Raw genomic sequence first — 23,825 nt, 5'->3', positions numbered from 1 at the left:
GTGCGCCGATCGAAAACGCGCCCATCGCCGTCGCGCGATGGGCCGGACCGCCAGGGCGCGGCCGCGCCGCCGGACGATGCCGGACGGGCGACGCGCTTGCTGCCGTGGCTGCGGGAGCGGATGGGAGGGTTACTGCGCCTTGACCACGCGACCGCCCTTGACCTCGCCGATGGTGACTTCCTTGGGGGTGATGGCGTCGTGGTTGTCGTGCGAGAACGGCTTGTTGTAGGTCATGACCACGCCCTCGACCGGCGTCTGCAGATTCTCGAGCGCCTCGCGCACTTTCACGCCGTCGGTCGAGTTGGCCTGCTTGATGGCGGCGGCCAGCAGGTAGATCGAGTCATAGCCCTGGGCGGCCGACACCGGCGAATCGATCCGGTTGTTCTTGGGCTTGAACTTCGCCAGATAGGCGTCGATGAACGCCTTGCGTTTGGGCGTGTCCGGATCCTGGATGAAGGTCTGCGGCATGCGCGCGCCCTCGCCGTTGGTGCCGGAGTTGTCGATGTAGTTGGCCATCGACAACGTCCAGCTGCCCACCATCGGCACCTTCCAGCCCAGCTTGGCCATGCCGTTGGCGATCTGTGCCAGCTCGGGACCGATACCGTAGGTGAGCACGGCTTCGGCGCCCGCCGCCTTCGACTTCAGCAGCTGCGGCGTCATGTCGACGTCTTTGATGTTGAACTTCTCGACGGCCACGGCCTTGATGCCCTTGGCGGCCAAAGCCTTCTCCAGATCCTCGCGGCCAAGCTGGCCGTAATTGGTGGAGTCGGCCAGGATGGCGACCTTCTTGAAGCCGCGGCGCGTGATCGCCTCTTCGACGATCATCGGGGCCTGGATGCTGTCGTGCGCCGCGTTGCGGAACACGTAGTTGTCCTTGTATTCGGGCGCCTTGAACTGGTGCGTGATCACGCTGCCGGTGGCCACGTTGTTCATCACCGGAATCTTGGCGTCCTGATAGAAGCGTTGCGAGGCCAGGGCCACGCCGGTGTTGATGTAGCCCACCGTGGCCGCCACCTGCTCCTTGTTGATGAGCTCCTGGGCGATCTGCACGCCGCGTTCATTCTTGGCTTCGTCGTCGCGCTCGACCGCGACGAGCTGGCGGCCCAGCACGCCACCGTTCTTGTTGATCTCTTCGATGGCCAGGCGCACGCCGTCGCGCATGCTCACGCCCATGGAGGAGGAGCCGCCCGTGAAGGGGCCGGCCACGCCGATCTTGATGGGATCGGCCGCGTGTGCCGCGGTCGACAGGGCAACAACCAGAGTTCCTGCAAGCAGCTTCAAACGAAAATCCATGATGTCTCCGTTATATCTAATGAACTGCATGAAAAACGGGTGCCGGCGCCTGGCGGCGGGGTTGCTGCGAGATCGGGCGCGCTCCTTTTTATGTGCGGCTTACTTTGTGCCGAAATGCTTACGCGAAACTTATGCTTGTGCGTCTTATCGCGTAAATCCCTACGCCTGACGGCGCGGGCGGGAAACTAATTCCGGCGAGGGCGGAATTATTTTCCGTATACGGGCGCACCGCGCCCGCTGATCTGTATCCGTGCGGGGATGGTTGCGCGCGCAAGCGACCCGGACCGGTGCGGCGACGGTCCGGCCGGAGGGGGGCGCGTCAGCGCGCGGACGAGACGGTCGGGTCGATACGCGCCGGAAACGCCGCCGCCAGCCAGTCTATGAACACCCGCAGCCGATGCGTGAGATGGCGGTTCTGCGGGTACACCACATGGAACGGGTAGGCGGCTGGCCGCCACGCGCGCAGCACCTCGACCAGCTCGCCGCTGCGCAGCGCGGGTGCGGCGCAATAGGTGAATGTCTGGACCAGGCCCAGGCCGGCCCGGCAGGCGGCCAGATGGGCGTTGCTCTCATTGACGCCGAGACGATGCTCGAGCTTGAACTCGGTTTTCTGACCGTCGCGCTCGAAGCGCCAGGGCATGGCCCGGCCGTTGCGCGTGGAGACGTAGCTGATGAGGCGATGTCCGTTCTTCAGCTCGTCGGGATAGGCGGGCACACCGAACTGCTTCAAGTAAGACGGCGTCGCGCAGGTGATCAGGGTGGCCTGTCCGATCGCGCGCGCCACCAGCGACGAATCGTCGAGCGGGCCGCCACGGATCACGCAGTCGACGTTGTCGCCGATCAGATCGACCGCGCGGTCCGACACGCCCAGGTCGATGCGGATGTCGGGGTAACGCGCCATGAAGTCGGGCAGGGCCGGGATCAAAACATCGGTGGCGGTCGACGAGCCCACGTCGATGCGCAGCGCGCCCCGAGGGCGGCCGCGCTCGGCATTGAAGGCCGAATCAATGTCGTCGAGCTCCTTCAGGAGGCGGCTGGTCTTCTCGTAATAGGCGTTGCCTTCGGGCGTGACCGACAGGCGCCGCGTGGTCCGATGCAGCAACCTGGCGCCGACGTGCGCCTCCAGATCCTGCACCAGCTTGCTGACGGTCGCCTTGGGCATGTCGAGTGAATCGGCGGCGCGCGTGAAGCTGCCCGCCTCGACGACGCGGGCAAAGGTGCGGATGGCGAGGAGCTGGTCCATGGCGATGGGCTGGATTGTCTATGGGTGTGGATAATCTTTTCGATCTTAGCCGGTTTATGGATGGTTCAGGCGGGCATAGAGTTCAGTCATGGCGTTTGCACCGCAGCGGATGAACCGGGCGGCGACGCGAACCTCGATCCCTCGAATCAAAGGAAACCATCATGACCAAAGCACTCCAAGGAAAGATCGCACTCGTCACCGGCGGCACGTCGGGCATCGGCCTGGCCACCGCGCTGGAGCTCGTGGCGCAGGGCGCCCGGGTCTACATCACCGGCCGCCGCCAGGCCGAGCTCGATGCGGCCGTGGCCGCCATCGGACCGGCGGCCACGGGCATACGCGCCGACGCGGCCGTGCCGGCGGACCTCGATACGGTGTATGCGCGGATCGCGCGCGATGTCGGCCGGCTCGATGTGTTGTTCGCCAATGCGGGCGGTGGCGACATGATGCCGCTGGGCGCCATCACGGAGGAGCACTTCGACCGCATCTTCGGCAGCAATGTGCGCGGCGTGCTGTTCACCGTGCAGAAGGCCTTGCCGCTGCTGGTGGACGGCGGCGCCGTGATCCTGACGGGTTCCACCGTCTCGATCCAGGGCACCGCCAACTTCAGCGTCTACAGCGCCAGCAAGGCCGCCGTGCGCAACTTCGCGCGCTCCTGGGCGCTCGACCTCAAGGATCGCGGCATCCGCGTCAATGTGGTGAGCCCCGGCCCGATCCGCACGCCGGGTCTGGGCGGATTGGTCGACGCCTCGCAGCGCCAGGGTCTGTTCGACCATCTGGCATCGCAGGTCCCGCTGGGCCGTCTGGGCGAGCCCGGCGAAGTGGGCAAGGCCGTGGCGTTCCTCGCGTCCGACGCCGCCAGCTTCATCAATGGCGTCGAGCTCTTCGTGGACGGCGGCATGGCGCAGGTCTAAGGCCAGGCCGAGACGCGCTGGCAGAGCTTGTGCAGCCAGTGCGAGAAATCGCGGGCACCGGGTTGCAACGCCTTGCGCGCTTCGGTGCACAGGTAATACTGCGACCCGCCCGGCGAGCTCGTGCCGCACAGGCGCACCAGCTTGCGTTCGTCCAGCCATTCGGCGGCCAGCGTGCGGCGTGTCAGCGCCACGCCCTGGCCGGCGTGCGCGGCCGCCAGCATCATGCCCAGATCCACCAGCCAGACGCCGCGCGCGGGCTCGGGCCAATTGAGGCGGGCGGCATCGAACCACGGGCGCCAGGGCTCCATGGGGCAGCGCAGCAGGGCGGCGCGCGCCAGGTCGGCCGGGCGTTCGAACGGCCCATGGCGCTTGAGATAGGTGGGCGAACACACCGGGAACACCGCGTCGTCGGTCAGGCGCTCGGCATGCAGGCCCGGATAGTGGCCGTTGCCGAAGCGTATCCACAGATCCGCGTTGGGCGGCGTGATTTCCAGATAGGGCACCGACAGCAGGATCTCGAGGTCGACGTGCGGATGACTGTCGGTGAATTCGGGCAGATAGGGAATCAGCACCTGCCGCGCGAAGGTCGGCGTGGACACCACCCGCAGCGGCTCGGTCGCAGGCTCGCTGCGCGCGCGCAGCGATGCCGCCGAGAGCAGCCCGAGCGCGCTGCGCACCTGTTCGAGGTATTCGCGTCCCGCGGCGGTGAGGGCCGCGCCGCGCCCGCCACGAGAAAACAGCGTCGTGCCGAGCAGAGTCTCGAGGGCGCCGATGCGTTTGCCGACCGCGCTGGCCGTGACGCCGAGCTCGGCGCTGGCGCGTTCGAAAGAGCCCAGACGGGCGACGGCTTCGAAGGCCTGGATGGCAGCGAGCGGGGGCAGGCGGACATCGCGGGGATCGCGCATGGACATGGCACGCACGGTGCCTGCGCGCAGGCAGGCGGTGGTTGAGGTCGCGCCATTATAGAAACGGGGTGCAGGCCCGCACCCCGGGGAAAACGATAGTGACGCAGACGCCGGTGAAGGCGTCGAACCAGGATGGCCGGGCCGGGCCGCGCAGGCCGCGCAGGCCGGGCAGGAAGCGCCGGGCCGCGCAGGCCGCCCCGTGACCTCCTGCCGGGTCAGCCGGCCAGGCCGCCGCGTGCCAGCGAGAACGCCAGGCCGGCCATCACCAGGGCGATCAGGCCATCCAGCACCCGCCAGGCCCGAGCGTCGTTGAACAGCGGCGCGAACAGACGCGAGCCGATGCCGAGCACGGCCAGCCACAGCAGGCTGGCGCACAGGACCCCGCTGGCGTAGGCCATGCGGGCGTCGTCGAAGCCGTGGGCCAGCGAGCCGACCACCATCATGTCGAGCCAGAAATGCGGATTGAGCAGCGAAAAGCCGATGGCGCCGAGCAGCGCGGCACCGCGCGACGGGACCGCCGCGCGGCAGGCGGCGAGGCTGCCGCCACGCCACGCGCGCCGGGCCGATTGCACGCCGTACCACGCGAGAAAGCTCACGCCGAACCACAGCACGATCTGGGTCAGGCTGGGAAACCATTCGGTCAGGACCTGCAGGCCCCAAACGCTGCTGAAGATGAACACCGCATCGATGACCGCGCAGACGGCCAGGATGCTGAGCAGATGGGCACGCATGAGGCCCTGGCGCAGGATGAAGGCGCTCTGGGCGCCGACCACGGCGAACAGGCCGAGACCGGTGGCCGCGCCGCTGGACCAGGCGGTGAAGAAAGCGGGAGAGGAGAGGGTGAACATGGAGACCTGCCACTGCAAATGAACAAGCCGTGCTGGGCGCACGGCTGGAATGCAGGTATTCTCGCGCGCTGAAGAGCTGAAATACAGCTAATTTCCTTTAACCATATTAAGCAAAGCTTAATCGGTCTGCCGGCAGCGGACGCGATGAGCCGGCGAGCGGTGTGCCGCCGCCGGCCAGGGAGAGACAGGATGCGGGTCGACCACGGACATCTGCGCGCACTCGCCGCGGTGGTGCGCGAGGGCAGTTTCGAGCGCGCGGCCGCCGCGCTCAGCGTCACCCCCTCGGCGGTCTCGCAGCGGATCAAGGCGCTCGAAGACCGCACCGGCCGGCTGCTGGTGCAACGCACGGTGCCCGCGCGCGCCACGCCCGACGGTCAGGTGCTGGTGCAGCTGGCCGAACAGACGGCCCTGCTCGAGCACGAGGCCCTGCATCGGCTGGGCGTGGCCGACGAGGACATGGCGCCGGCCAGCATTCCGGTGGCAGTCAACCACGACAGCCTCGAAACCTGGTTCGTCGACGCCGCGGTGCGCTTTTCGCAGGCCTCGCGTGCGACCCTGGATCTGCAGTCCGAAGACCAGGACCATACGGCGGCGTTGCTGCGCAATGGCGCGGTGCTGGGCGCGGTCACGACGCTGGCCGAGCCGGTGCAGGGATGCCGCATCCATGCCTTGGGCAGCATGCGCTACGTCGCCACCTGCTCGCCGGCGTTCCACGCGGCGCATTTCGCGCAGGGCGTGAACGCGCGCACGCTGGCGCAGGCGCCCGTCATCGTGTTCAACCGCAAGGACGGCCTCCAGGCGCGCTTCGCCCGGCGCATCATGGGCAAGGCCGCGTGGCAGCCGCCCATCTGGTGGGTGCCGTCCACGCGCGCCTTCGTGCATGCCACGCTGGGCGGCCTGGGCTGGACCATGAATCCGCTGCCGCTGGTGCAGGAGGATCTCGATGCCGGCCGCATGGTGCCGCTGCGACAACGTGCCGCAGAGGATGTGCCGCTGTACTGGCAACATTGGCGGGTAAACTCGCAAGCGATGGAGGCCTTGACCGATTCGGTCCTGGCTGCCGCCCGCGCATTGGTGCGGCGGCGCTAACCCGCTCCCCCGCCGGAGCATTGCATCAGGAGACGTCCATGAAGATCCGCAGTTTCGCACTGGCCGCCATGCTGGCTCTGGGCGCGCAGGGCCTGGCCCACGCCGCCGATTTCAAGGTCGGCCAGATCGAGATCGATGACCTGTGGGTGCGCGCCAGCGCGCCGGGGCAGGCCAATGGCGCGGGCTACATGGAAATCGACAACGACGCCAAGGCCGAGGATCGCCTGCTGTCCGTCACGTCCGACGTCGCCGAGCGCGTGGAGCTGCACGAGGTGGTCACCGAAAACGGCGTGGCCAAGATGCGTGAGCTCGAGAAAGGCGTGCCGGTGCCGGCCGACGGTGAGGTCAAGCTGCGTCCCGGCGGCTATCACGTGATGTTCCTCAAGCTGAAGTCGCCGTTCGCCGAAGGCGCCAAGGTGCCGGCCACCCTGCGCTTCGAGAAGGCGGGCGAGGTGCAGGTGCAGTTCGAGGTCAAGCCGATCGCGCACAACCCCGGCGGCGCCGCGGGCCATGGCGGTCACGGCATGAAGCACTGATACGCCCGGGGTTGCGGCAGGCAGGGCCTGCCGCCCTTACTCCAGCTTGATGCCGGCCTTCTTGATGACCTCGGCCCAGGTGGCGCGCTCGCGTTCGGCGTAGGTCTTGAATTCCTGCGGCGACAGCGGCATGGGCTCGACGCCCATGTCTTCGAGCTTTTGCGCGACGGCCGGCGTCTTCAGCGTCTGTGCCAGATCCGCGGACAGCTTGTCGACCACCGTCTGCGGCAAGCCGGCCGGGCCGACCACGCCTTGCCAGGCGTAGGCGGTGAAGTCGGCGATGTTCTGCTCGGCCATGGTGGGCACGTCGGGCAGGACCTTGAGGCGTTGCGGCGTGGCGGCGGCCAGCACGCGCAGCTTGCCCGCCTTGACGTTGGGCAGACCCGCGGCGAGGTCGATGAACATCAGGTCGACCTGGCCACCCAGCAGATCCTGGATCGCGGGCGCGGCGCCCTTGTACGGCACGTGCAGCACGTTCACGTTGGCGCGCTGCTTGAACAGCTCGAGCGCGAGGTGGTGCGGGGAGCCGGCGCCGGCCGAGGCCGCGCTCAGCGTGCCGGGCTCTTTGCGCGCGGCGGCAATCACGTCGTCCACGGTCTTGAACTTCGAATTCACGTTGACAGCCAGCAGCAGCGGAAAGCGCGCCAGGCCGCCGACGTAGGTGAACTTGGCGGGGTCGTAGCTGAGCTTGGCGTACAGCGACGGGTTGAAGGCCAGCGTGCCGGAGTCGGCGGTGCCGATCATGTAGCCGTTGGGCTCGGCCTGCGAGATCGCGGTGGCGCCGATGATGGTGGCCGCGCCGGGACGGTTCTCGACCACGATGGTCTGGCCCAGCGATTTTTCGAGGCCGGCGGTCACGGTGCGCGCGACGACGTCGGCGCCGCCGCCCGCGGGATAGGGCACGATCCAGCGGATCGGCTGCGCGGGCCAGGATTGCGCCTGGGCGGTATGGGTGGCGGTGAGCGCCAGGGCGGCGGCCGGCAGGGCGGCGAACGCCGCCAGACGCTGGATGAGCGTGGGCATGAAGTCTCCTCGTGCGGGGTTATGGCGCCGATGGCTGGGCATCGGCTTGTTGTGTCAGTGCGCCGCCATTATGCGCCGGTTGCCGCCGCTTCGCGAGACCTCCGTCTCTCAGGTGTCGTAATGGCGCGCGCCGAAGATGGCGCTGCCGATCCGCACCTCGGTCGAGCCCTCGGCGATCGCCAGTTCGAAGTCGCCGCTCATGCCCATCGACAGCCGCGCGAGCGGCACGGCGTCGCTGCGGTGCGCGTCGCGCAGCTCGCGCAGCCGCCGGAAGCAGGCCCGCACGGCGGCCTCGTCGTCGGTGTTGGTGGCCATCGTCATGAGGCCCTGCACGCGCAGCGCCGGGCAGGCGTGTGCGAGATGCGCAAGAAAGTCGCCCAGGTCTTCCGGCGCAAGGCCGAACTTGCTTGGCTCGGGCGAGGTCTTGACCTGCACCAGCACGTCGAGCGTGCGCTCGGCGCTGGCCAGCCTGGCCTGCAGGGCGTCGGCGAGTTCGACGCGATCGAGCGATTGCAGCTCGGCCACGTCGCGGGCCACGTCCTTGGCCTTGTTGGTCTGGAGATGGCCGATCATGACCCAGCGCAGCGCCAGGGACTCGAGTTCGGCCGCCTTCTGACGGATCTCCTGCGTCTTGTTTTCACCGAAGCGGGTCAGCCCGAGCGCGTGCGCTTCGCGCACCGCGTCGGCATCGAAGGTCTTGCTCACGGGGAGCAGCGCCACGCTGTCCTCGGGACGGCCGGCGCGGGCGCAGGCCTGACGGATACGGTGTTGCACGGCGGCCAGCCGCTGGGCCATGGAATCTGCTGCAGTCATGGATGCGATCGGAGTAAGGACGATGCCGGCGGGTTGCCGGAGGTCTTCATAGTGTAGGCCCAGCGCCACGAGGGGGCCGCAAGGCGCGTTGACCCTGGCTTTGGGCCAGGCTTAGAATCCCCGGATATTTATTTATATTTCAAGGTTTTAAGCCGACGGAGACAGCGGCGATCCGCGCAGCCGCCCAGCGCAGCGCGCGGATCCTGCATGGCCGGCGGCAGTCCGACCCGTGGGCCGCGTGCGCGCCACCCGCGGCGCCTTCACAGCCCGTGGTGTTCGCGGGCGCCGGCACCCTGCCGGGCCCCGGACACGCGGCGCGCGCACGCCTTCACCACGACTCCTCGTCACGCCATGTCCATCGCAGCGCCCGAGTACGCCTTCGCCACCCCGTTCCAGACCCCCCCTTCCGCGCCCATCCGATCCCTCATGCCCTACGCCATGCGGCCGGGCACGGTATCGCTCGCGGGCGGTTATCCCGCGCAGGAGCTCTTCGATATCGAGGGGCTCACCACCGCTTCCAATCAGGTGCTGGGCCGGCTGGGCGCCTGCCTGCAGTATTCCAACATCGATGGCCAGGCCAGCCTGCGCCACGAGCTGGCCCGCCTGTCGGCCGCGCGTGGCCTGATCTGCGATCCGGACACCGAGCTGGTGGTCACCGGCGGCTCGCAGCAGGGCATGGCGCTGCTGGCCCGCGTGATGCTGCAGCCCGGCGACACCGCCATCATCGAGAGCCCCGCGTTTCCGAACTCGGTGAATGCGCTGCGCTATACCGGCGCAACCGTGCATACGGTGCCGTCCGGCCCCGACGGCATCGACGTCGACGCGCTCGACGAGCTCGCGGCCCGCGTCAAGCCCAAGATGGTGTGCGTGGTGGCCTCGTTCTCGAACCCGTGCGGCGCCACCATCAGCCGGGCCCGCCGCCTGCGCCTGCTCGAGCTGGCGATCAAGCATCGCTTCCTGATCGTCGAAGACGATCCGTACGGCGAGCTGCGTTTCGCCGGCGAAACCGTGCCGCCGATCGCCGCGCTGGCCGAAGGCGAGGCGCGCCACTGGGCGGTCTACATCTCCAGCATGTCCAAGACCATGGCGCCGGCGCTGCGCATCGGCTGGCTCGTGGCGCCGCCCGAAGTGCGCCGTCGCTGCGTGGGTGCCAAGTCGGCCGATGACATGGCCAACTCCGCCTGGGTCCAGGAAGTGGTGGCCCAGTATCTGGCCAACGACCGCTATGCCGTGCATGTGCCGCGTATCCGCGCCGCCTATGGCGCGCGCTGCGACGCGATGGCCCAGGCGCTCGAGCGCGAGCTCGCCGGCCGCGTGATCTTCAAGAAGCCCGAAGGCGGCATGTTCTTCTGGGCCCGCCTGAGCGGCGAGATCGACGCCACCCGTCTGTTGCCGTACGCTATCGAGCACGAGGTGGTCTATGTGCCGGGCAAGGCGTTCTACCCGGATCCTGAGCAGGCCGATCTGCATGCCATGCGCATGTCGTTCGCCACGATGGACGAAGAGCGCATCGCCCTGGGCATCGTGCGGCTGGGCCGCGCGCTCGACGCCTGCGCCGCCAACGCGCCGGTCTCGATCTCGCTGGCGGCCTGATTCCGCCGCCGCGCGCCACCGGTTGCGTGCGCAACCGGTGGTTATAAGCGATGCGCCGCCAGTTATTTTGCCGGCCCGGACACTCTCGTTAAGCTTGCGCACTTTCCTGGCGCCATCGTGCGCCCAGTCGGATTACGGAGACGAGCATGAAGATCGCAACGAGTGTGGCCGCCGTGGCCTTGGCGCTGGGCCTGGCGCCGGTGGCGCAGGGCGCGACGCTGGACGTGGTGAAAAAGCGTGGCGAAGTGGTGTGCGGCACCACCACCGGCTTCGCCGGTTTCTCGGCCCCCGACGCCCAGGGCGTGTGGCGCGGCCTCGATGTCGACCTGTGCCGCGCGGTGGCGGCGAGCGTTTTCGGCGATGCCAGCAAGATCAAGATCGTGCCGCTCAATTCGCAGCAGCGTTTCACGGCGCTGCAATCGGGCGAGGTGGACGTGCTGACGCGAAACACCACCGTGACTCAGCAGCGCGATACCGCGTTGGGCATCATCCACGCCGGCATCAATTTCTACGATGGTCAGGGCTTCATGGTGCCCAAGTCGCTGGGCGTGAAGAGCGCCAAGGATCTCAACGGCGCCACCATCTGCCTGCAGACCGGCACCTCCAACGAAAACACGCTGGCTGACTGGGCGCGTGCCCACAAGGTCAGCTACAAGCCGGTCGTGATCGAGACCTTCAACGAAGTCGTCAATGCCTTCGCCACCGGCCGTTGCGACGTCTTCAGTACCGATGCCTCGGGCCTGTCGTCCATCCGCATCTCCAAGCTCGAGAAGCCCGATGACTACCTCGTGCTGCCCGAGATCATCTCCAAGGAGCCGCTCGGCCCCTTCGTGCGCCAGGGGGATGACGCCTGGCTCAACATCGTGCGCTGGTCCCTCTCTGCCATGATCGAAGCCGAGGAATACGGCCTGACCCAGGCCAATGTCGACGAGCAGCTCAAGAGCGACAACCCGAACGTGCGCCGCATCCTCGGCGTGACGCCCGGCGCCGGCAAGAACCTCGGTCTCGACGAAAAATGGGCCTACAACATCGTCAAGCAGGTGGGCAATTACGGCGAGAGCTTCGAGCGCAACGTCGGCCAGGGCAGCCCGCTCAAGATCCGCCGCGGCCTGAACGCGCAGTGGACCGACGGCGGCCTGATGTACGCACTGCCGATCCGCTGATCCCGCGCGATTCGCGCATACGACAAGGGCGCCCGAGGGCGCCCTTGTTGCATGCGAAGCCGGTGCGATCAGACCGGCTTGCGTCGATAGAGCAGCGAGATTCGCGCGAAGGCCACCTGCAGCTCGCGCGTGCCGCCTTGCAGCACGATGGGACGGCCGCGGCGCGTGAACACGACCAGGCGCTTGGAGAACAGCAGCGGCACGAACTTGGCGAAATGGATGTCTTGCCAGGCCACTTCGCGCCGCGTGATCCAGGTCTGGCGCAGGCCCTTGTCGTCGATCGTGGTGACCGACACCTGCATGTTCCAGCACACCACGGCCAGGCCCAGGAAGCACAGGATCACCGTGCCGGCCAGCACCGAGTTCATCTGCTCGGGCGGCAGGCGGATGGCGGTGGTGACGATCTGCACGCCGATCACGGCCAGGATGACCCAGGCCAGGATGCGCACCCAGTCGGGCCACGCCTGTCCGGAGAGCGGAAGCGGGCCGATTTCGCTCAGGAGGGCCTGGTGTTCTTCGGCGGTGGGGGCTGCAAAGGGAGAGGTCATGGGCCGGGTCGGTGGCGTGTCGGGCGGGTGGGCGCCGTTGACGGTAGATCGGCGCACGAACGAGGCATTCTACGTGCCTTTGGCGACACGCGCCGACGCGGACTCAGGCCGCGCGCTTGGCGGCGATGGCATTGCCGGCCCGGCTCGAGCCCTTGCGCTCGAGATTGGCCGCCATCCATTGCCCGATATCGACCACCGCATCGAAATCGATACCGGTGTCGATGTCGAGTCCGCGCAGCATGTACAGCACGTCTTCGGTGGCGACATTGCCGGTCGCGCCCTTGGCATAGGGACAACCGCCCAGGCCGGCGACCGACGCGTGATAGATCGGCACGCCGGTCTCGAGCGCCGCCAGGATGTTGGCCAGCGCCTGACCATAGGTGTCATGGAAGTGGCCGGAGATGCGCGCGGGGTCGATGATGGCGGTCACCGCGCTCATCACCTCGCGCACGCGGCGCGGCGTGCCCACGCCGATCGTGTCGGCCACGTCGATCTCGTCACAGCCCAGCGCGTCGTAGCGGCGCGCCACGTCGAGCACGGCCTCCACCGGCACCTCGCCCTGGTAGGGGCAGCCCAGTGCGCAGCTGATGCTGCCGCGCACCCGCAGGCCGGCTTCTTTGGCGGCGGCCACGACCGGCTCGAAGCGCGCGATCGACTCCGCGATCGAGCAGTTGATGTTTTTCTGCGAGAAGGCCTCGCTGGCCGCGCCGAAAATCACGATCTCGTCCGCGCGCGCGGCGAGCGCGCCCTCGAAGCCCTTCATGTTGGGCGTGAGCACCGAGTAGATCGTGCCGGGGCGGCGCGCGATGCGGCCCATGACGTCGGCGCCATCGGCCATCTGCGGCACCCACTTGGGCGACACGAACGAGGCGGCTTCGACGTTGGGGAAGCCGGCGGCGCTGAGTCGGTCGACCAGCTCGACCTTGATCTCGGTGGGGACGAATGCTTTTTCGTTCTGCAGGCCGTCGCGGGGCGACACCTCGACGATCTTCACGCGGGTGGGCAATGCCATGTCTCTTCCTGGGGCAGGCGCCGTGGTCGGCGCGGTTCTTGATCTGACTATAGTAGTCCGATGCGCGGCCAGCGGCGAGGTACGGCCCGGCCGGTACAGCGTGAGGGGCAGAGGTCGAAGGCGGCCGCCGAGGTGGCCTCACCTGGGCGGCCCTGCGCGCCGCGCGGTCGATACAGGCTCGACGCGCACGCAAGACGGCCGGCGCGAAATCCGCTCAGCCGCCGGGTGCGCGTCGTTGAAACGCACCGCCCGCCTCACGCTCCACCAGGCCGGCGATCTCGAGCTCGCTCAGCTGCGCCTGCAGATGATGCATGGGCAGTCCGGTGCGCTCGGCCAGCGCGTCGGGATGCACCGGGTCGTAGCCCAGCGCGTCGAGCAGGGCCGCGAGATGGGGCGCGAGCGGCGGCAGGGCGACGGCGGTGTCGGGAGCGCCTGTCGCGGCCGGGTTGGGCGTGCCGAGTTCGTCGGTGATGTCCTGCGCCGTTTCGACCAGCTTGGCGCCCTGGCGGATCAGCTGATGGCAACCGCGGGCGAGCGGCGAATGGATCGAGCCCGGAATGGCGAACACCTCGCGGCCGCTCTCGGCGGCCAGCCGGGCCGTGATCAGCGAGCCGCTCTGACGCGCGGCTTCGACGACCAGGACGCCGCGGGCCAGGCCGGCCACGAGCCGGTTGCGGCGCGGGAAATGGTGCGCCTGCGCGCCGACACCGAGCGGAAATTCCGACAGCAGGGCGCCGCCCTGCGCAATGCGATGCGCGAGCTCGCGATTGGCGGCCGGATAGACGCGGTCGATGCCGGTGCCCAGCACCGCGATCGTGCCGGCGCCACGCGGCCCCGCGGCCAGCGCACCGTCATGCGCGGCGGCGTCGATGCCCAGGGCCAGCCCGCTCACGACGCACCAGCCGCGTCCCGCCAGATACTGCGCGAACGCGCGCGCATTGTCGGTGCCGCCCGCGGTCGCATTGCGCGCGCCGACCACGGCCAGGGCGGGGCGATTCAGGCAGTCGGTGTTGCCGGTGACGTAAAGCAGCACCGGGGGATCGGCGATGGTGAGCAGGGCCTGCGGATAGGCCGGATCGGCGAGAGTCAGCACGGTATGGCCGGGCTCGCTCGCCCACAGCAGCGTGCGTTCGATGAGCGCGCTCGTGTCGGCGGAGGGCGCCCCCGCCAGCTGACGGGCCAGTTCGTGGGGCAGCTGGCGCGCCAGGGCGGCGGCGCCTTGCGCGTAGATGTCTTGCGGCAGGCCGAAGGCGCTCAGCAGCTGACAGGCGGTGGCCGGACCGACGCCGGGCTCGAGCGAGAGTCGCAGCCAGGCGGAGAGTTCGGCGGGGGTATGGATGAGGGGCATGGGAAAGCCGGTGGGGCGAAGTCCGGGGTCAGGCGGCAAGCGTAGCAGGCCGCCGCGCGGGCGGCAGGCGTCGGCGTGCCAGCCCTGTCGCGCTTCGAGCGCGAGGCAGCTCCAGTGGCGCGGCGCGCTCAGCCGCCCGCGGGGGGTTCCGCGAGCGCGATCGTGCCGCTGCTGTCCTTGACCTTGCGCATCACGATATGCGAGCACATGTCGCGCACGCCCCGGATGCCATTGAGTTTGTCGACGACGAAGGTCGAAAACGCCGCCAGGTCGCGCGTGCGCACCTGCAGGATGTAGTTGCTCGCGCCGGTCACGATACTGGCTTGCACCACCTCGTCGAGCGCGTCCAGCCGTGCCACGAAGGCTTCGTTCCAGCCCGGCTCGGACTGGTCCAGCGACAGATGCACGTAGGCTTCGAAGTCTGCGCCGAGCTGGGCGGTGTCGAGCACGGCCCGATAGCCGCGGATGACCGCGCCTTCTTCGAGCGCGCGCACGCGCCGCAGACAGGCCGAGGGCGACAACGAGACGCGGTCGGCCAGGTCTTGATTGGAGATGCGGCCGTCGGCCTGAAGAATGTTGAGAATGCGGCAATCAATGATGTCGAGCTGCATGATGCAAGATTCTTTTTCCAAATCCCGAAGTGCTCGAATTTTCGTGCAAGAAACGCCGTTCGTCACGTGGAGTTTGCAATTTTTTTGGTTCATCGCGCTGATACCATAGTCTTCGTTCCAAGCTCTCGAGGTCGAGATGAAAACGCGTGACGATTGCCTGGCGCTGGACGCCGCCGATGCCCTCGCGGGCCTGAAAGACCGATTCGAACTGCCCCCCGGTGTCATCTACCTCGATGGCAATTCCCTGGGCGCCAAGCCGCGCACGGCAGCCGCGCGCGCCGCCGAAGTGATCGGCCGCGAATGGGGCAACGACCTGATCCGCAGCTGGAATACCGCCGGCTGGTTCGAGGCACCCTCGCGCCTGGGCGACAAGCTCGCACGGCTGATCGGCGCCGACGAGGGCGAAGTGGTCGTCACGGACACCACCTCGCTCAACATCTTCAAGGTGCTGGCGGCCGCCCTGCGCATCCAGCAGCGCGACCAGCCGTCGCGCAAAGTGATCGTGTCCGAGCGCGATAACTTCCCCACCGATCTGTACATGATCCAGGGCATGATCGACTTCCTCGAGCAGGGCTACGAGCTGCGCCTGATCGATGCCGATCTCAGCCTGGAAGACGCGCTCGACGCCGATGCCGCCGTGCTGCTGCTCTCGCACGTGAACTACCGCAGCGGCGCGATGCACGACATGGCGCGCGTGTCGGGTCTGGCGCACGAGCGCGGCGCGCTGGTGATTTGGGACCTGGCCCACGCCGCCGGCGCGGTGCCGCTGGCACTCACGGCCGACGGCGCCGACTTCGCCGTAGGTTGCACATACAAATATCTGAATGGCGGCCCCGGCTCGCCCGCGTTCCTGTGGGTCGCGCCGCGTCACATGGATCATTTCTGGCAGCCCCTGTCGGGCTGGTGGGGCCACAGCAACCCCTTCGAGATGTCCGACCGCTACGATCCGGCGCTGGGCATCCGGCGCTTCCTGTGCGGCACGCAACCCATCATCTCGCTGTCGCTGGTGGAATGCGGCCTGGACCTCGCGCTCGAGGCCGACATGCAGGATGTGCGCGCCAAGTCGCTGGCGATGGCCGATCTGTTCATCGAGCTGGTCGAGACGCGCTGCGCCGATCACCCTCTCACGCTCGTCACGCCGCGCGAGCACGCCGGCCGGGGCAGTCATGTGAGCTTTTTGCACCCCGAGGGCTATGCGGTGATGCAGGCACTGATCGCGCGCGGCGTGATCGGAGACTACCGCGAGCCCGAGTTGCTGCGCTTCGGTCTCACGCCGCTGTATCTCAGTTATGCCGATGTCTGGGACGCGGTCGAGATCCTGCGCGACGTGCTCGACAGCCGCGCCTGGGACAAGCCCGAGTTCCGCACCCGGGCCGCCGTGACCTGAGTGCCGGCGGGGGGGCGGCGACGCGGGATGCGCATGCGTCCCCGCGTCGCGCCCCAGGCTAAGCGGGTTTTAGCCTAAAACTATTAGATTGCCGGTTTCGAATGAATTATCATGTGGTCTTACCGCTGATTATTCGGCCAGACCGACATTCCATGGCTTTGCTCACCATCCTCCGCTACCCCGACGCGCGCTTGCACAAAGTGGCCAAGCCCGTGGCCGTGGTCGACGACCGCATCCGCAAGCTCGTACGCGACATGGCCGACACCATGTACGACGCGCCGGGCGTGGGGCTTGCCGCGACCCAGGTCGACGTGCATGAGCGCGTGATCGTGATCGACGTCTCCGAAGACGGCAACGAACTGCGCGTGCTCATCAATCCCGAGATCACCTGGAAGAGCGACGAGCTGCAGGTCTACGAAGAGGGTTGCCTGTCGGTGCCCGGCGTGTACGACGAGGTCAAGCGCGCCGCCCGCATCCGTTGCAAGGCGCTCGACGAGCAGGGCCAGTCGTATGAGTTCGAGGCCGAAGGCCTGCTCGCGGTCTGTGTGCAGCACGAAATCGATCACCTCGACGGCAAGGTGTTCGTCGAATATCTGTCGGTGCTCAAGCAAAACCGCATCAAGACCCGCATCAAGAAAGCCGAGCGCGAAGCATTGCGCGCCTGAGGGCTTTCCCCTCTTGCATGCCGAAACCCCGCTTTTGCGGGGTTTTTTGTTGTCTGCGCCCGACGCTCGACGTTGCCGCGGGTTCGTCCCCAAACGAAAATAGGATGACCCCAACAGGGAGGGAGGATGGAACAGGCCATGAAGAGTATTCCGCACGACGAGGCAATGGCTGGGCGTTATCGCGATGATCCGGCGTATGCGCTGGCCATGCTCGACAACATTCTCGAAAGCGGTGAACAGGCCGAACTGCTCATCACGCTGCGCCAGCTGGCGCAGGCCTGCGGCGGCATGCAATCGATCGCGGATCGATCCGGCCTCAACCTCACGCAGCTCTACCGCACGCTTTCGCCCAAAGGAAACCCCGGCCTCAGCAGCCTCACGGCGATTCTGCATGCCCTGGGCCTGCGCCTGGCGGTGCGGCCGCTGGATGCCTCGGGGCACTACCGCCTCGACTAGGCAGGCTCAGCGGGGGGCGAACAGGCGGCCCTTGCCCGCGGCGGCGGGGTCGTTGCCGCCCAGGCGTACGACATCCCAGAAGCCTGCCGGCGAGCTCGACACGACGGGCACCCCGTGCCGCGCTTCGACGATCGCGATCGCCTCCAGCGTCAGCAGGCCACCGCACGAGAGCAGGATGGCCTGCGCGCCCGGGGCGTCGGCAAGCGCGGCCTCGCACAACGCGACCAGCGTGTCGGTGCTGACACGCGCCATGGCGTCCACGCCGCTGATGCCCAGGCTGTGGCAGGTCTGCACGTCGAAGTCTTCCTCGCGCAGAAAGTCTTCGAGGCGGTCGTTCACGTCGCTCACGTAGGCCGTGGCCAGCGCCACGCGCCGTGCCTCGAGCGTGCGCAGCGCGCGCACCACCGCGTGGCTCATCGTCGTGCAGGGCAGGCCGGTCGCGCGGGCCATCGCCTCCGTCAGGCTGCGATTGAACGCCGCGCCACGATAGAAACTCAGCGACGTGCCCATCAGCGAGATCACGCTGGCACCGGCCTCGGCGAGCTTGCAGGCATGCGCGGCCACGTCGTCGATGACGGCGTCGTAGCCCGCTGGCGTGACCGACCCCAGGCCCAGGCCGCTGGCCCGGAACGACAGGTGGGGATACAGCAGCGCGCCGTCGGCCGGCACTTCGCCGGCGGCGGGCGGCACGATGAGTCCGTGCAGGACGGGAGCAGGCGTAGCGGACATGGCGATCGGGTTCCGGGAGAGGGGGTTATTGGCCGAACTCGAGCTTGCTGCGCGCGATCAGATCGCCCCAGCGCTGTTGTTGCGCGGGCAACCATTGCGCCAGCTCGGGCGCCGACAGGTACGAGATCTGCGAGCCCTGCGCCACGAAGGCCTGCTGCAGCGCGGGCCGCTGCAGCACCTGTGGCAGGACGGACTCCAGCCGCTGAAGCGCGGCGCGCGGCGTGCCCGCCGGCGCCAGCAGGAACAAGGACGGCGTGGTCTCGAAGCCGGGCAGCGTCTGGCTCGCGGTGGGAACGTCGGGCAGGCCGGCGAAGCGATCTTCCGACAGCACGGCGAGGATGCGGATGTGGCCGCTGCTGGCGAGCGGCATGACCGCGGGCAGGCTGGAGATGGCCATCGTTACCTGGCCGCCCAGCAGCGCCTGTACGGCCGGACTGCCACCCTTGTAGGGCACATGCACCAGGTCGGTCTTGCTTAGGCGCTTGAAGAGCTCGCCGCCGAGGTGATGCATCGAGCCGACGCCCACGGTGGCATAGGTGTATTGACCGGGGGCCTGACGCGCCAGCGCGATGAACTCCGGGAGGTCGCGCGCGGGATGATTCGAGGGTACCGCGAGCGCCAGGCCCGCTTCACCCACCATCGCCACCGGTACGAAGTCGCGTTCGAGGCGGAACGGCAGGGTGGGGTAGATGTACGGCGCGACGATGAGCGAGGTGTCGGCCAGCAGCACCGTATTGCCATCGGGCTCGGCGCGGCGTGCCGCCTCGGCCGCGATGGTGCCTCCCGCGCCGGGCCGGTTCTCGACCACGACCGGCCGGCCGAGCGGGTCGGCCAGTTGCTGCGCCAGCAGCCGCGCGAGCGTGTCCACGCCGCCACCGGGCGAGAACCCCACCACGATCTTGAGCGGTGCCTGCTGGGCCTGCACGGACGCGGCCGCGCAGAGCAACAAGAGGGCAGCACAACGTATCCATCGAGCGAGCAAATCAGTCTCCTGGTGCCGGCCCGGGCCGGAGGCGGGAACGGAACGACGACATCAGTGCGGCAGCGCGGCGCTGCCAGCGCGTGCGCCGTAAAGCCAGTCGAGCGGCGCGGCACGCGGCGCCGGTTCGTCGGCCTCGTTGAACAGGCCCTGCGGAAAGCGCGCGGCGAATGCGCGAAACTGGCGGCCGCCCACCACGATGTGGCGCGTGGCGGCCTGTGTGGCCGCGTCGGCGTCCGCCGCGAGCACCGCGCGCACGATCACGCCGTGCTCGCGCCACGAGTGAGCGACGCGGTCGGGCTGGTCGAAGTGGCGCAGACGATAGGGCTGCGTGCGCCGCCGGATGGCGACGATCTGTTCGGTGAGATAGGGATTGCCGCAGGCCTGATAGAGCAGGGCATGAAACGCATGGTTGGCCGCGCCGTAGCCCGCGCCATCGGCACGCGGGCGGGAGGCTTCATGCGCCTGCGCCAGCGCCTCGCGCTCCGCCTGCGAGATCCGGCGCGTGGCCAGGCCGGCGCACAGGCCTTCGAGGTAGGCCAGCGTTTCGAACATATTGGCCAGCTCGTCGGGCGAGAGCTGATTCACGAAGATGCCCACGCGCGGCGCGATGCGCACGAAGCCGCGCGCGGCCAGTTGCAACAGGGCGTCCCGCACCGGCGTGCGCGACACGCCATAGGCGAGCGCCAGCGCTGTCTCGTCGAGCGCGGCGCCGGGCGGCAGCGTGGCGCTGGCGATCTGTTCTTCGAGATCGGCGCGAATGCGATCGGCGGCGGTGATGGCGCTCGGCGGGGTCATGCGAACTCCTGCTGCGGGCAAGTCGAGGCTCCATTATTCGAAGCGGGGCCTGATATATCAATCCGGGCGCGCCCGGTGCCTGGCCTGTCGGACCGACGCGTGCCGGCCCGGCAGCCCATGGCCCGCCAGCACCGCACCTGGCGGGCCTTCGCCCGACGGTCCGGCATCCGAACGCCGGGCCCGTGCCGCGCGATTTGGCGCGCGGGGGGATCTGGCCGGACAATAGCGCCTGCGCGCCGCCACCGGCGCGGCCGGAGCCGCGTGCTCCGTCGTCACTCGTCGTTCCTGGATTCCTCATGCGTCTCGTCTTTGCCGGTACTCCCGATTTCGCCCGTCTCGCCCTCGAAGCCCTGCTGGCCGCCGGCCATGAGGTGCCGCTGGTGCTGACCCAGCCAGATCGCCCGGCCGGCCGGGGTCTCAAGCTCACGCCCAGCCCGGTCAAGCAGGCGGCGCTCGCCGCCGGCATCGAGGTGGCGCAGCCGCGCAGCCTGCGCCTGGACGGCCGCTATCCCGACGAGGCGCAGGCCGCGCGCGAGCGGCTCGAGGCCATCGCGCCCGACGTGATGGTGGTGGCCGCGTACGGTCTGATCCTGCCGCAATGGACGCTCGATCTGCCGCGGCTCGGTTGTCTGAACATCCATGCGAGTCTGCTGCCGCGCTGGCGCGGCGCGGCGCCGATCCAGCGCGCGATCGAGGCCGGCGACACGCGCACCGGCGTCACGATCATGCAGATGGATGCGGGGCTGGATACCGGCGACATGCTGCTCGAGACCGTCGTGCCGATCGACGGCGATACGACGGCGGCCGCGTTGCACGACGCGCTGGCGCGCAGCGGTGCCGACGCCATCGTGCAGGCGCTCGAGGCGCTCGCGGGCGCGGGCCTGACGCCCCGCAAGCAGCCCGAAGACGGTGTGACGTATGCCGCCAAGCTCGAGAAGAGCGAAGCGGCGCTCGACCTGTCGCAGCCCGCCGAGGTGCTGGCACGGCGTATCCGTGCTTTCAATCCGGTGCCGGGCGCCACCGTGCGTCTGGCGGGGCTGGATGATCCGGTCAAGGTCTGGCAGGCGCAGGCGCTGCCGCAGCAGACGACCGCCGCGCCGGGCACCGTGCTGAGCGCCAGCAGCGCGGGCGTGGATCTCGCTACCGGCGAGGGCGTGTTGCGCCTGCTGGAGCTGCAGAAGGCGGGCGGCAAGCGCCAGCCCGTGGACGTGTTCGTGCGCGGCTGGCAGCCCGTGGCGGGTGCCTGACGCGCCGGCCTAGTAAAGCGTGGCGCGCAGGCGGGCCGGCTGTTCCTGATCGTATTTGACGCCATCGATCGTGCCGGCCGAGACATCGGCCAAGATGCGGCCCGTGCTCGGCAGGGCGCTGCGTTCGATCTGGCGCGCGGGGTCCCAGAGGCCCGAGCGCACGATGGCGCGCGCACATTGGAAGTACACCGTATCCACGTGGATGCGCAGCACCGAACGCGGCAGCTTGCCGTCCATCTCGAAGCGCGCGAGCAGCGCCGGATCGACGCTGATCTCGGCGCGGCCATTGACCCGCAGGGTCTCGCCCACGCCGGGAATCAGAAACAGCAATGCGACGCGCGGATCCTGCAGGATGTTGCGCAGGCTGTCGATGCGGTTGTTGCCGCGGCGGTCCGGCAGCAGCAGCGTGCGCTCGTCGGCCACGGTCACGAAGCCCGAGGGGTCGCCGCGCGGCGACGCGTCCAGGCCGCCTTCGCCCTGGGTGGCCAGCACCGCGAACGGCGCCGCTTCGATGAAGGCGCGATAGTGCGGATGCACGTAATCGACCTCTTTGGCGAGCGAAGGCTGGGCCGGTTCGCCATACAGCGCGTGCAGGGCGGCGGCGTCGGTGATGCGGTGGGGATCGAGGCTCATGTCGTCTCGCGGTTCAGCTCAGATGGGTGCCGAGCTCGCCCACGGAGGCGAGCAGGGCGTCGGGTCGTTCGGCGCGCAGCGCCTCGGCATCGTTGTAGCCCCAGCTCACGGCCACGCTGGCCACGCCGGCCTTGCGCGCGGCCTCGACGTCGCGCACCTCGTCGCCGACCAGCGCGGTCTGGGCGGGCGTGACGCCGTGGCGCTGCATCAGGCGCTCGAGCTTGGCGGCCTTGCCGAACAGATCCGTGCCGCATTCGAAGTCATCGAACAGGGCGCTGATCTCGGGGCCGAGCACGCGCTGCACGTTTTCGGTGGCGTTCGAGCTCACGACCGCGAGCTTCACGCCCCGCGCCCGCAATTGCGTGAGGGCGTCGGCGACGCCGTCGAACAGCGGGATCTGCGGGCCGGCTTCGTTCATGCGTTCGCGCACGTGGATCAGTATGGCGGGAGCCTTCCACAGTGGGATGCCGAGAAACTTGAGAATCTCCTGCACGCCTTGCCGGCGCAGCGCGCGGCGTTCGGTGGCGGTGGTCTTGCGAAAGCCGTAGCGCTCGGCCACGTCATCCAGAATCGATTCGAACCAGGGCAGCGTGTCGGCCAATGTGCCATCGAAGTCGAAGGCGATCAGCGGGTATTTCATGCCGTGCCACCGTCGGGATGCCGGTCGCGTTCGCCGCGGCGCAGCCAGTGCATCACCGGCGCCAGCGCCTCCACCGGCGGGGCGCCCGAGACCACGCGCGCCGCGTCGGTCCAGGGATACGGCAGCGTGGTCAGCCAGCTCAGCACCGCTTCGGTGTGCTCGATGGGCAGCACTTCCATCGTGTCGATCGAAATCGTCAGGCGGCGCGCCAGGTAGGGTTCTGCCTGGAACTCCCAGTCGTAGCGGCCCGCGCCCACCCGCACGAGGCCGGTCGCCTTCTCGGTCATGCCGACGAACCAGTCGCAGCTATAGCGCTCCAGCCGCGCGTCGTCGGCGGGGCGGTCGAGATAGAAGGTGTAGACGTTGTCGTAGGTCTGGCCGAATTTGCGCACCAGGGTGTCGGTGATGGCTTCCAGGCCGCGCGCCTGCGGCGGGAAAGCGATCGCCTGCGTATTCAGACGCATGTCGAGCTGCGCGTTCGGCGCGAAGGTCCGGGCCATGTAATGCGGCCGGTTTTCGTCCTTGGCGTGGAAGTAATCGCGCAGGCGCGCAAGCGTGGTGGCAGGGCTGGCGGAGGTCATGGGGGCGCAGTGTAGGTCAGTGTTCGCCTTTGTCGATCCACTTGGATACGGTGGGAGGGACATAGGCCGAGAAATGGTCGAGCAGCACGGCGGGATCTCTGTCGATCGCCAGCATGGCGCGGTGCTCGGGCCGCATGAAGCGTTCGTCGACGGTATGGTCGAGGAAGGTGGCGAGCGCGTCGTAGTAGCCGGCAATGTTGAGCAGGCCGCAGGGTTTCTTGTGCATGCCGAGCTGGGCCCAGGTCCAGGTCTCGAAGATTTCTTCGAGGGTGCCGGCGCCGCCGGGCAGCGCGACGAAGGCGTCGGCGCGCTCGGCCATCATGGTCTTGCGCTCGTGCATCGACTGCACCACGTGCAGCTCGGTCAGGCCGCGGTGCGCGAGCTCTTTCTGCATGAGGCTCTCGGGAATCACGCCGATGGCGCGGCCGCCGGCCTCGAGCACGGCGTCGGCCACCGCGCCCATGATGCCCACGGCGGCGCCGCCATAGACCAGCGCGATGTCGCGGCGGACCATCTCCTGGGCGAGCGCCCGGGCCTGGGCTTCGTAGTCTGTCTGGCGGCCGCTATTGGAGCCGCAATACACGCAAAGAGTCTTCAGTGTCATGGATGCTTCAGGCGCCCCGCACGGGACGCGTGCCCCGGGAGGCGCGCCGCCCCTCGGGCGTGGTTACTTTTGGTCTTGGTAGCTAGTGTACGCAAAGTCCCCGGGGGCGTCGCCGCGCCCCGGGCACGGCGCTTGCTGAAAGGGTCGGGCACGGCGCGCGGCGCAGGCAG

26 protein-coding genes are annotated in these 23,825 nt (G+C 68.5%); 9 read left to right on the top strand and 17 right to left on the bottom strand.

Annotated elements, in window-relative coordinates; translation table 11 throughout:
* Positions 1 to 129: 129 nt before the first annotated feature.
* Positions 130 to 1,293, bottom strand: a complete 1,164-nt coding sequence (locus tag CAL25_RS23715; RefSeq protein ID WP_094804665.1) for an ABC transporter substrate-binding protein — start codon at positions 1,291 to 1,293, stop codon at positions 130 to 132.
* Between the two features lie 319 nt (positions 1,294 to 1,612).
* Positions 1,613 to 2,536, bottom strand: coding sequence for a LysR family transcriptional regulator (locus CAL25_RS23710; protein ID WP_094804663.1), 924 nt, complete (start codon positions 2,534 to 2,536; stop codon positions 1,613 to 1,615).
* 161 nt (positions 2,537 to 2,697) lie between these two features.
* Here CAL25_RS23710 and CAL25_RS23705 point away from each other — a divergent pair, with 161 nt between their 5' ends.
* Positions 2,698 to 3,447 (top strand): SDR family NAD(P)-dependent oxidoreductase, encoded by a 750-nt coding sequence (locus CAL25_RS23705; RefSeq protein ID WP_094804662.1) that lies wholly within the window; start codon positions 2,698 to 2,700, stop codon positions 3,445 to 3,447.
* Here CAL25_RS23705 and CAL25_RS23700 read toward each other — a convergent pair.
* Together CAL25_RS23700 and CAL25_RS23695 are read right to left on the bottom strand one after the other, a co-directional pair.
* On the bottom strand, positions 3,444 to 4,352 hold the full coding sequence (locus CAL25_RS23700) for a LysR substrate-binding domain-containing protein (protein WP_094804771.1): 909 nt from the start codon (positions 4,350 to 4,352) through the stop codon (positions 3,444 to 3,446). The two genes, CAL25_RS23705 and CAL25_RS23700, sit on opposite strands and share 4 nt — an antisense overlap.
* 215 nt (positions 4,353 to 4,567) lie before the next feature.
* Positions 4,568 to 5,200 carry a LysE/ArgO family amino acid transporter gene (locus CAL25_RS23695; RefSeq protein ID WP_094804769.1) on the bottom strand — a complete coding sequence of 211 codons (633 nt, stop codon included), beginning with the start codon at positions 5,198 to 5,200 and terminating at the stop codon, positions 4,568 to 4,570.
* 189 nt (positions 5,201 to 5,389) lie between these two features.
* Here CAL25_RS23695 and CAL25_RS23690 point away from each other — a divergent pair, with 189 nt between their 5' ends.
* Positions 5,390 to 6,289, top strand: a complete 900-nt coding sequence (locus tag CAL25_RS23690) for a LysR family transcriptional regulator ArgP (RefSeq protein ID WP_094804660.1) — start codon at positions 5,390 to 5,392, stop codon at positions 6,287 to 6,289.
* Between the two features lie 38 nt (positions 6,290 to 6,327).
* Entirely contained in the window at positions 6,328 to 6,825 is a 498-nt protein-coding gene (locus CAL25_RS23685) for a copper chaperone PCu(A)C (protein WP_094804658.1), read from the top strand.
* 36 nt (positions 6,826 to 6,861) lie between these two features.
* Here the strand turns inward: CAL25_RS23685 and CAL25_RS23680 are convergent, their stop codons facing one another.
* Positions 6,862 to 7,848, bottom strand: coding sequence for a Bug family tripartite tricarboxylate transporter substrate binding protein (locus CAL25_RS23680; RefSeq protein ID WP_094804656.1), 987 nt, complete (start codon positions 7,846 to 7,848; stop codon positions 6,862 to 6,864).
* A 108-nt stretch (positions 7,849 to 7,956) separates the two neighbouring features.
* A complete protein-coding gene (locus tag CAL25_RS23675) occupies positions 7,957 to 8,661 on the bottom strand; it encodes a YggS family pyridoxal phosphate-dependent enzyme (RefSeq protein WP_094804654.1) in 705 nt (234 codons plus the stop codon).
* A gap of 351 nt (positions 8,662 to 9,012) precedes the next feature.
* Here CAL25_RS23675 and CAL25_RS23670 point away from each other — a divergent pair, with 351 nt between their 5' ends.
* Both CAL25_RS23670 and CAL25_RS23665 read left to right on the top strand, forming a co-directional pair.
* Positions 9,013 to 10,254: a PLP-dependent aminotransferase family protein gene (locus CAL25_RS23670; protein ID WP_094804652.1), complete on the top strand. Its 1,242-nt coding sequence runs from the start codon at positions 9,013 to 9,015 to the stop codon at positions 10,252 to 10,254.
* 146 nt (positions 10,255 to 10,400) lie between these two features.
* The gene (locus CAL25_RS23665) at positions 10,401 to 11,417 is read left to right on the top strand and encodes an amino acid ABC transporter substrate-binding protein (RefSeq protein WP_094804650.1); all 1,017 of its coding nucleotides are present in this window, start codon (positions 10,401 to 10,403) and stop codon (positions 11,415 to 11,417) included.
* A gap of 68 nt (positions 11,418 to 11,485) precedes the next feature.
* Here CAL25_RS23665 and CAL25_RS23660 read toward each other — a convergent pair whose 3' ends face one another.
* The 4 genes from CAL25_RS23660 to CAL25_RS23645 all read right to left on the bottom strand — a co-directional run bounded on the left by CAL25_RS23660 (position 11,486) and on the right by CAL25_RS23645 (position 14,936).
* Positions 11,486 to 11,965, bottom strand: a complete 480-nt coding sequence (locus tag CAL25_RS23660; RefSeq protein WP_094804648.1) for a hypothetical protein — start codon at positions 11,963 to 11,965, stop codon at positions 11,486 to 11,488.
* A gap of 103 nt (positions 11,966 to 12,068) precedes the next feature.
* Complete coding sequence (locus tag CAL25_RS23655) at positions 12,069 to 12,977, bottom strand: hydroxymethylglutaryl-CoA lyase (RefSeq protein ID WP_094804646.1); 909 nt, start codon at positions 12,975 to 12,977, stop codon at positions 12,069 to 12,071.
* 214 nt (positions 12,978 to 13,191) lie between these two features.
* Positions 13,192 to 14,325 (bottom strand): DNA-processing protein DprA, encoded by a 1,134-nt coding sequence (gene dprA, locus CAL25_RS23650; RefSeq protein ID WP_094804644.1) that lies wholly within the window; start codon positions 14,323 to 14,325, stop codon positions 13,192 to 13,194.
* A gap of 128 nt (positions 14,326 to 14,453) precedes the next feature.
* Positions 14,454 to 14,936: an Lrp/AsnC family transcriptional regulator gene (locus CAL25_RS23645; RefSeq protein WP_094804767.1), complete on the bottom strand. Its 483-nt coding sequence runs from the start codon at positions 14,934 to 14,936 to the stop codon at positions 14,454 to 14,456.
* Between the two features lie 136 nt (positions 14,937 to 15,072).
* Between CAL25_RS23645 and kynU the strand changes: the two genes are divergently transcribed.
* The 3 genes from kynU to CAL25_RS23630 all read left to right on the top strand — a co-directional run bounded on the left by kynU (position 15,073) and on the right by CAL25_RS23630 (position 17,444).
* Complete coding sequence (kynU, locus tag CAL25_RS23640; protein WP_094804642.1) at positions 15,073 to 16,323, top strand: kynureninase; 1,251 nt, start codon at positions 15,073 to 15,075, stop codon at positions 16,321 to 16,323.
* 152 nt (positions 16,324 to 16,475) lie between these two features.
* Positions 16,476 to 16,988, top strand: coding sequence for a peptide deformylase (def, locus tag CAL25_RS23635; protein ID WP_094804640.1), 513 nt, complete (start codon positions 16,476 to 16,478; stop codon positions 16,986 to 16,988).
* 138 nt (positions 16,989 to 17,126) lie between these two features.
* Positions 17,127 to 17,444, top strand: a complete 318-nt coding sequence (locus CAL25_RS23630) for a DNA-binding protein (protein WP_094804765.1) — start codon at positions 17,127 to 17,129, stop codon at positions 17,442 to 17,444.
* A 6-nt stretch (positions 17,445 to 17,450) separates the two neighbouring features.
* Here the strand turns inward: CAL25_RS23630 and CAL25_RS23625 are convergent, their stop codons facing one another.
* The 3 genes from CAL25_RS23625 to CAL25_RS23615 form a co-directional block, all read right to left on the bottom strand.
* Positions 17,451 to 18,173 (bottom strand): aspartate/glutamate racemase family protein, encoded by a 723-nt coding sequence (locus CAL25_RS23625; RefSeq protein WP_094804638.1) that lies wholly within the window; start codon positions 18,171 to 18,173, stop codon positions 17,451 to 17,453.
* 25 nt (positions 18,174 to 18,198) lie between these two features.
* Positions 18,199 to 19,122, bottom strand: coding sequence for a Bug family tripartite tricarboxylate transporter substrate binding protein (locus CAL25_RS23620; protein ID WP_170948587.1), 924 nt, complete (start codon positions 19,120 to 19,122; stop codon positions 18,199 to 18,201).
* Between the two features lie 84 nt (positions 19,123 to 19,206).
* The gene (locus CAL25_RS23615; RefSeq protein WP_094804632.1) at positions 19,207 to 19,950 is read right to left on the bottom strand and encodes a GntR family transcriptional regulator; all 744 of its coding nucleotides are present in this window, start codon (positions 19,948 to 19,950) and stop codon (positions 19,207 to 19,209) included.
* Between the two features lie 296 nt (positions 19,951 to 20,246).
* Between CAL25_RS23615 and fmt the strand changes: the two genes are divergently transcribed.
* Positions 20,247 to 21,197, top strand: a complete 951-nt coding sequence (gene fmt / locus CAL25_RS23610; protein WP_094804630.1) for a methionyl-tRNA formyltransferase — start codon at positions 20,247 to 20,249, stop codon at positions 21,195 to 21,197.
* A gap of 9 nt (positions 21,198 to 21,206) precedes the next feature.
* Here fmt and CAL25_RS23605 read toward each other — a convergent pair whose 3' ends face one another.
* The 4 genes from CAL25_RS23605 to CAL25_RS23590 are packed head-to-tail and all read right to left on the bottom strand — an operon-like array spanning position 21,207 to position 23,655.
* On the bottom strand, positions 21,207 to 21,830 hold the full coding sequence (locus CAL25_RS23605) for a pyridoxamine 5'-phosphate oxidase family protein (protein ID WP_094804628.1): 624 nt from the start codon (positions 21,828 to 21,830) through the stop codon (positions 21,207 to 21,209).
* Positions 21,831 to 21,843: 13 nt separating this feature from the next.
* Positions 21,844 to 22,470: an HAD hydrolase-like protein gene (locus CAL25_RS23600; RefSeq protein WP_094804626.1), complete on the bottom strand. Its 627-nt coding sequence runs from the start codon at positions 22,468 to 22,470 to the stop codon at positions 21,844 to 21,846.
* Entirely contained in the window at positions 22,467 to 23,051 is a 585-nt protein-coding gene (locus tag CAL25_RS23595; RefSeq protein WP_094804624.1) for a hypothetical protein, read from the bottom strand. The genes CAL25_RS23600 and CAL25_RS23595 overlap by 4 nt, the downstream gene beginning before the upstream one ends.
* 16 nt (positions 23,052 to 23,067) lie before the next feature.
* Entirely contained in the window at positions 23,068 to 23,655 is a 588-nt protein-coding gene (locus CAL25_RS23590; RefSeq protein ID WP_094804622.1) for a TIGR00730 family Rossman fold protein, read from the bottom strand.
* Positions 23,656 to 23,825: the final 170 nt, after the last annotated feature.

It is taken from the genome of Bordetella genomosp. 5, from assembly GCF_002261315.1.
Lineage (GTDB): Bacteria > Pseudomonadota > Gammaproteobacteria > Burkholderiales > Burkholderiaceae_B > Bordetella.
This window is presented reverse-complemented; position numbering and strand designations above follow the sequence as displayed.

Excerpts from the sequence above, each read along its gene's own strand:
- CAL25_RS23715 (WP_094804665.1), bottom strand. The coding sequence starts at position 1,293 with ATGGATTTTCGTTTGAAGCTGCTTGCAGGAACTCTGGTTGTTGCCCTG.
- CAL25_RS23710 (WP_094804663.1), bottom strand. The coding sequence starts at position 2,536 with ATGGACCAGCTCCTCGCCATCCGCACCTTTGCCCGCGTCGTCGAGGCG.
- CAL25_RS23705 (WP_094804662.1), top strand. The coding sequence starts at position 2,698 with ATGACCAAAGCACTCCAAGGAAAGATCGCACTCGTCACCGGCGGCACG.
- CAL25_RS23700 (WP_094804771.1), bottom strand. The coding sequence starts at position 4,352 with ATGCGCGATCCCCGCGATGTCCGCCTGCCCCCGCTCGCTGCCATCCAG.
- CAL25_RS23695 (WP_094804769.1), bottom strand. The coding sequence starts at position 5,200 with ATGTTCACCCTCTCCTCTCCCGCTTTCTTCACCGCCTGGTCCAGCGGC.
- CAL25_RS23690 (WP_094804660.1), top strand. The coding sequence starts at position 5,390 with ATGCGGGTCGACCACGGACATCTGCGCGCACTCGCCGCGGTGGTGCGC.
- CAL25_RS23685 (WP_094804658.1), top strand. The coding sequence starts at position 6,328 with ATGAAGATCCGCAGTTTCGCACTGGCCGCCATGCTGGCTCTGGGCGCG.
- CAL25_RS23680 (WP_094804656.1), bottom strand. The coding sequence starts at position 7,848 with ATGCCCACGCTCATCCAGCGTCTGGCGGCGTTCGCCGCCCTGCCGGCC.
- CAL25_RS23675 (WP_094804654.1), bottom strand. The coding sequence starts at position 8,661 with ATGACTGCAGCAGATTCCATGGCCCAGCGGCTGGCCGCCGTGCAACAC.
- CAL25_RS23670 (WP_094804652.1), top strand. The coding sequence starts at position 9,013 with ATGTCCATCGCAGCGCCCGAGTACGCCTTCGCCACCCCGTTCCAGACC.
- CAL25_RS23665 (WP_094804650.1), top strand. The coding sequence starts at position 10,401 with ATGAAGATCGCAACGAGTGTGGCCGCCGTGGCCTTGGCGCTGGGCCTG.
- CAL25_RS23660 (WP_094804648.1), bottom strand. The coding sequence starts at position 11,965 with ATGACCTCTCCCTTTGCAGCCCCCACCGCCGAAGAACACCAGGCCCTC.
- CAL25_RS23655 (WP_094804646.1), bottom strand. The coding sequence starts at position 12,977 with ATGGCATTGCCCACCCGCGTGAAGATCGTCGAGGTGTCGCCCCGCGAC.
- dprA (WP_094804644.1), bottom strand. The coding sequence starts at position 14,325 with ATGCCCCTCATCCATACCCCCGCCGAACTCTCCGCCTGGCTGCGACTC.
- CAL25_RS23645 (WP_094804767.1), bottom strand. The coding sequence starts at position 14,936 with ATGCAGCTCGACATCATTGATTGCCGCATTCTCAACATTCTTCAGGCC.
- kynU (WP_094804642.1), top strand. The coding sequence starts at position 15,073 with ATGAAAACGCGTGACGATTGCCTGGCGCTGGACGCCGCCGATGCCCTC.
- def (WP_094804640.1), top strand. The coding sequence starts at position 16,476 with ATGGCTTTGCTCACCATCCTCCGCTACCCCGACGCGCGCTTGCACAAA.
- CAL25_RS23630 (WP_094804765.1), top strand. The coding sequence starts at position 17,127 with ATGAAGAGTATTCCGCACGACGAGGCAATGGCTGGGCGTTATCGCGAT.
- CAL25_RS23625 (WP_094804638.1), bottom strand. The coding sequence starts at position 18,173 with ATGTCCGCTACGCCTGCTCCCGTCCTGCACGGACTCATCGTGCCGCCC.
- CAL25_RS23615 (WP_094804632.1), bottom strand. The coding sequence starts at position 19,950 with ATGACCCCGCCGAGCGCCATCACCGCCGCCGATCGCATTCGCGCCGAT.
- fmt (WP_094804630.1), top strand. The coding sequence starts at position 20,247 with ATGCGTCTCGTCTTTGCCGGTACTCCCGATTTCGCCCGTCTCGCCCTC.
- CAL25_RS23605 (WP_094804628.1), bottom strand. The coding sequence starts at position 21,830 with ATGAGCCTCGATCCCCACCGCATCACCGACGCCGCCGCCCTGCACGCG.
- CAL25_RS23600 (WP_094804626.1), bottom strand. The coding sequence starts at position 22,470 with ATGAAATACCCGCTGATCGCCTTCGACTTCGATGGCACATTGGCCGAC.
- CAL25_RS23595 (WP_094804624.1), bottom strand. The coding sequence starts at position 23,051 with ATGACCTCCGCCAGCCCTGCCACCACGCTTGCGCGCCTGCGCGATTAC.
- CAL25_RS23590 (WP_094804622.1), bottom strand. The coding sequence starts at position 23,655 with ATGACACTGAAGACTCTTTGCGTGTATTGCGGCTCCAATAGCGGCCGC.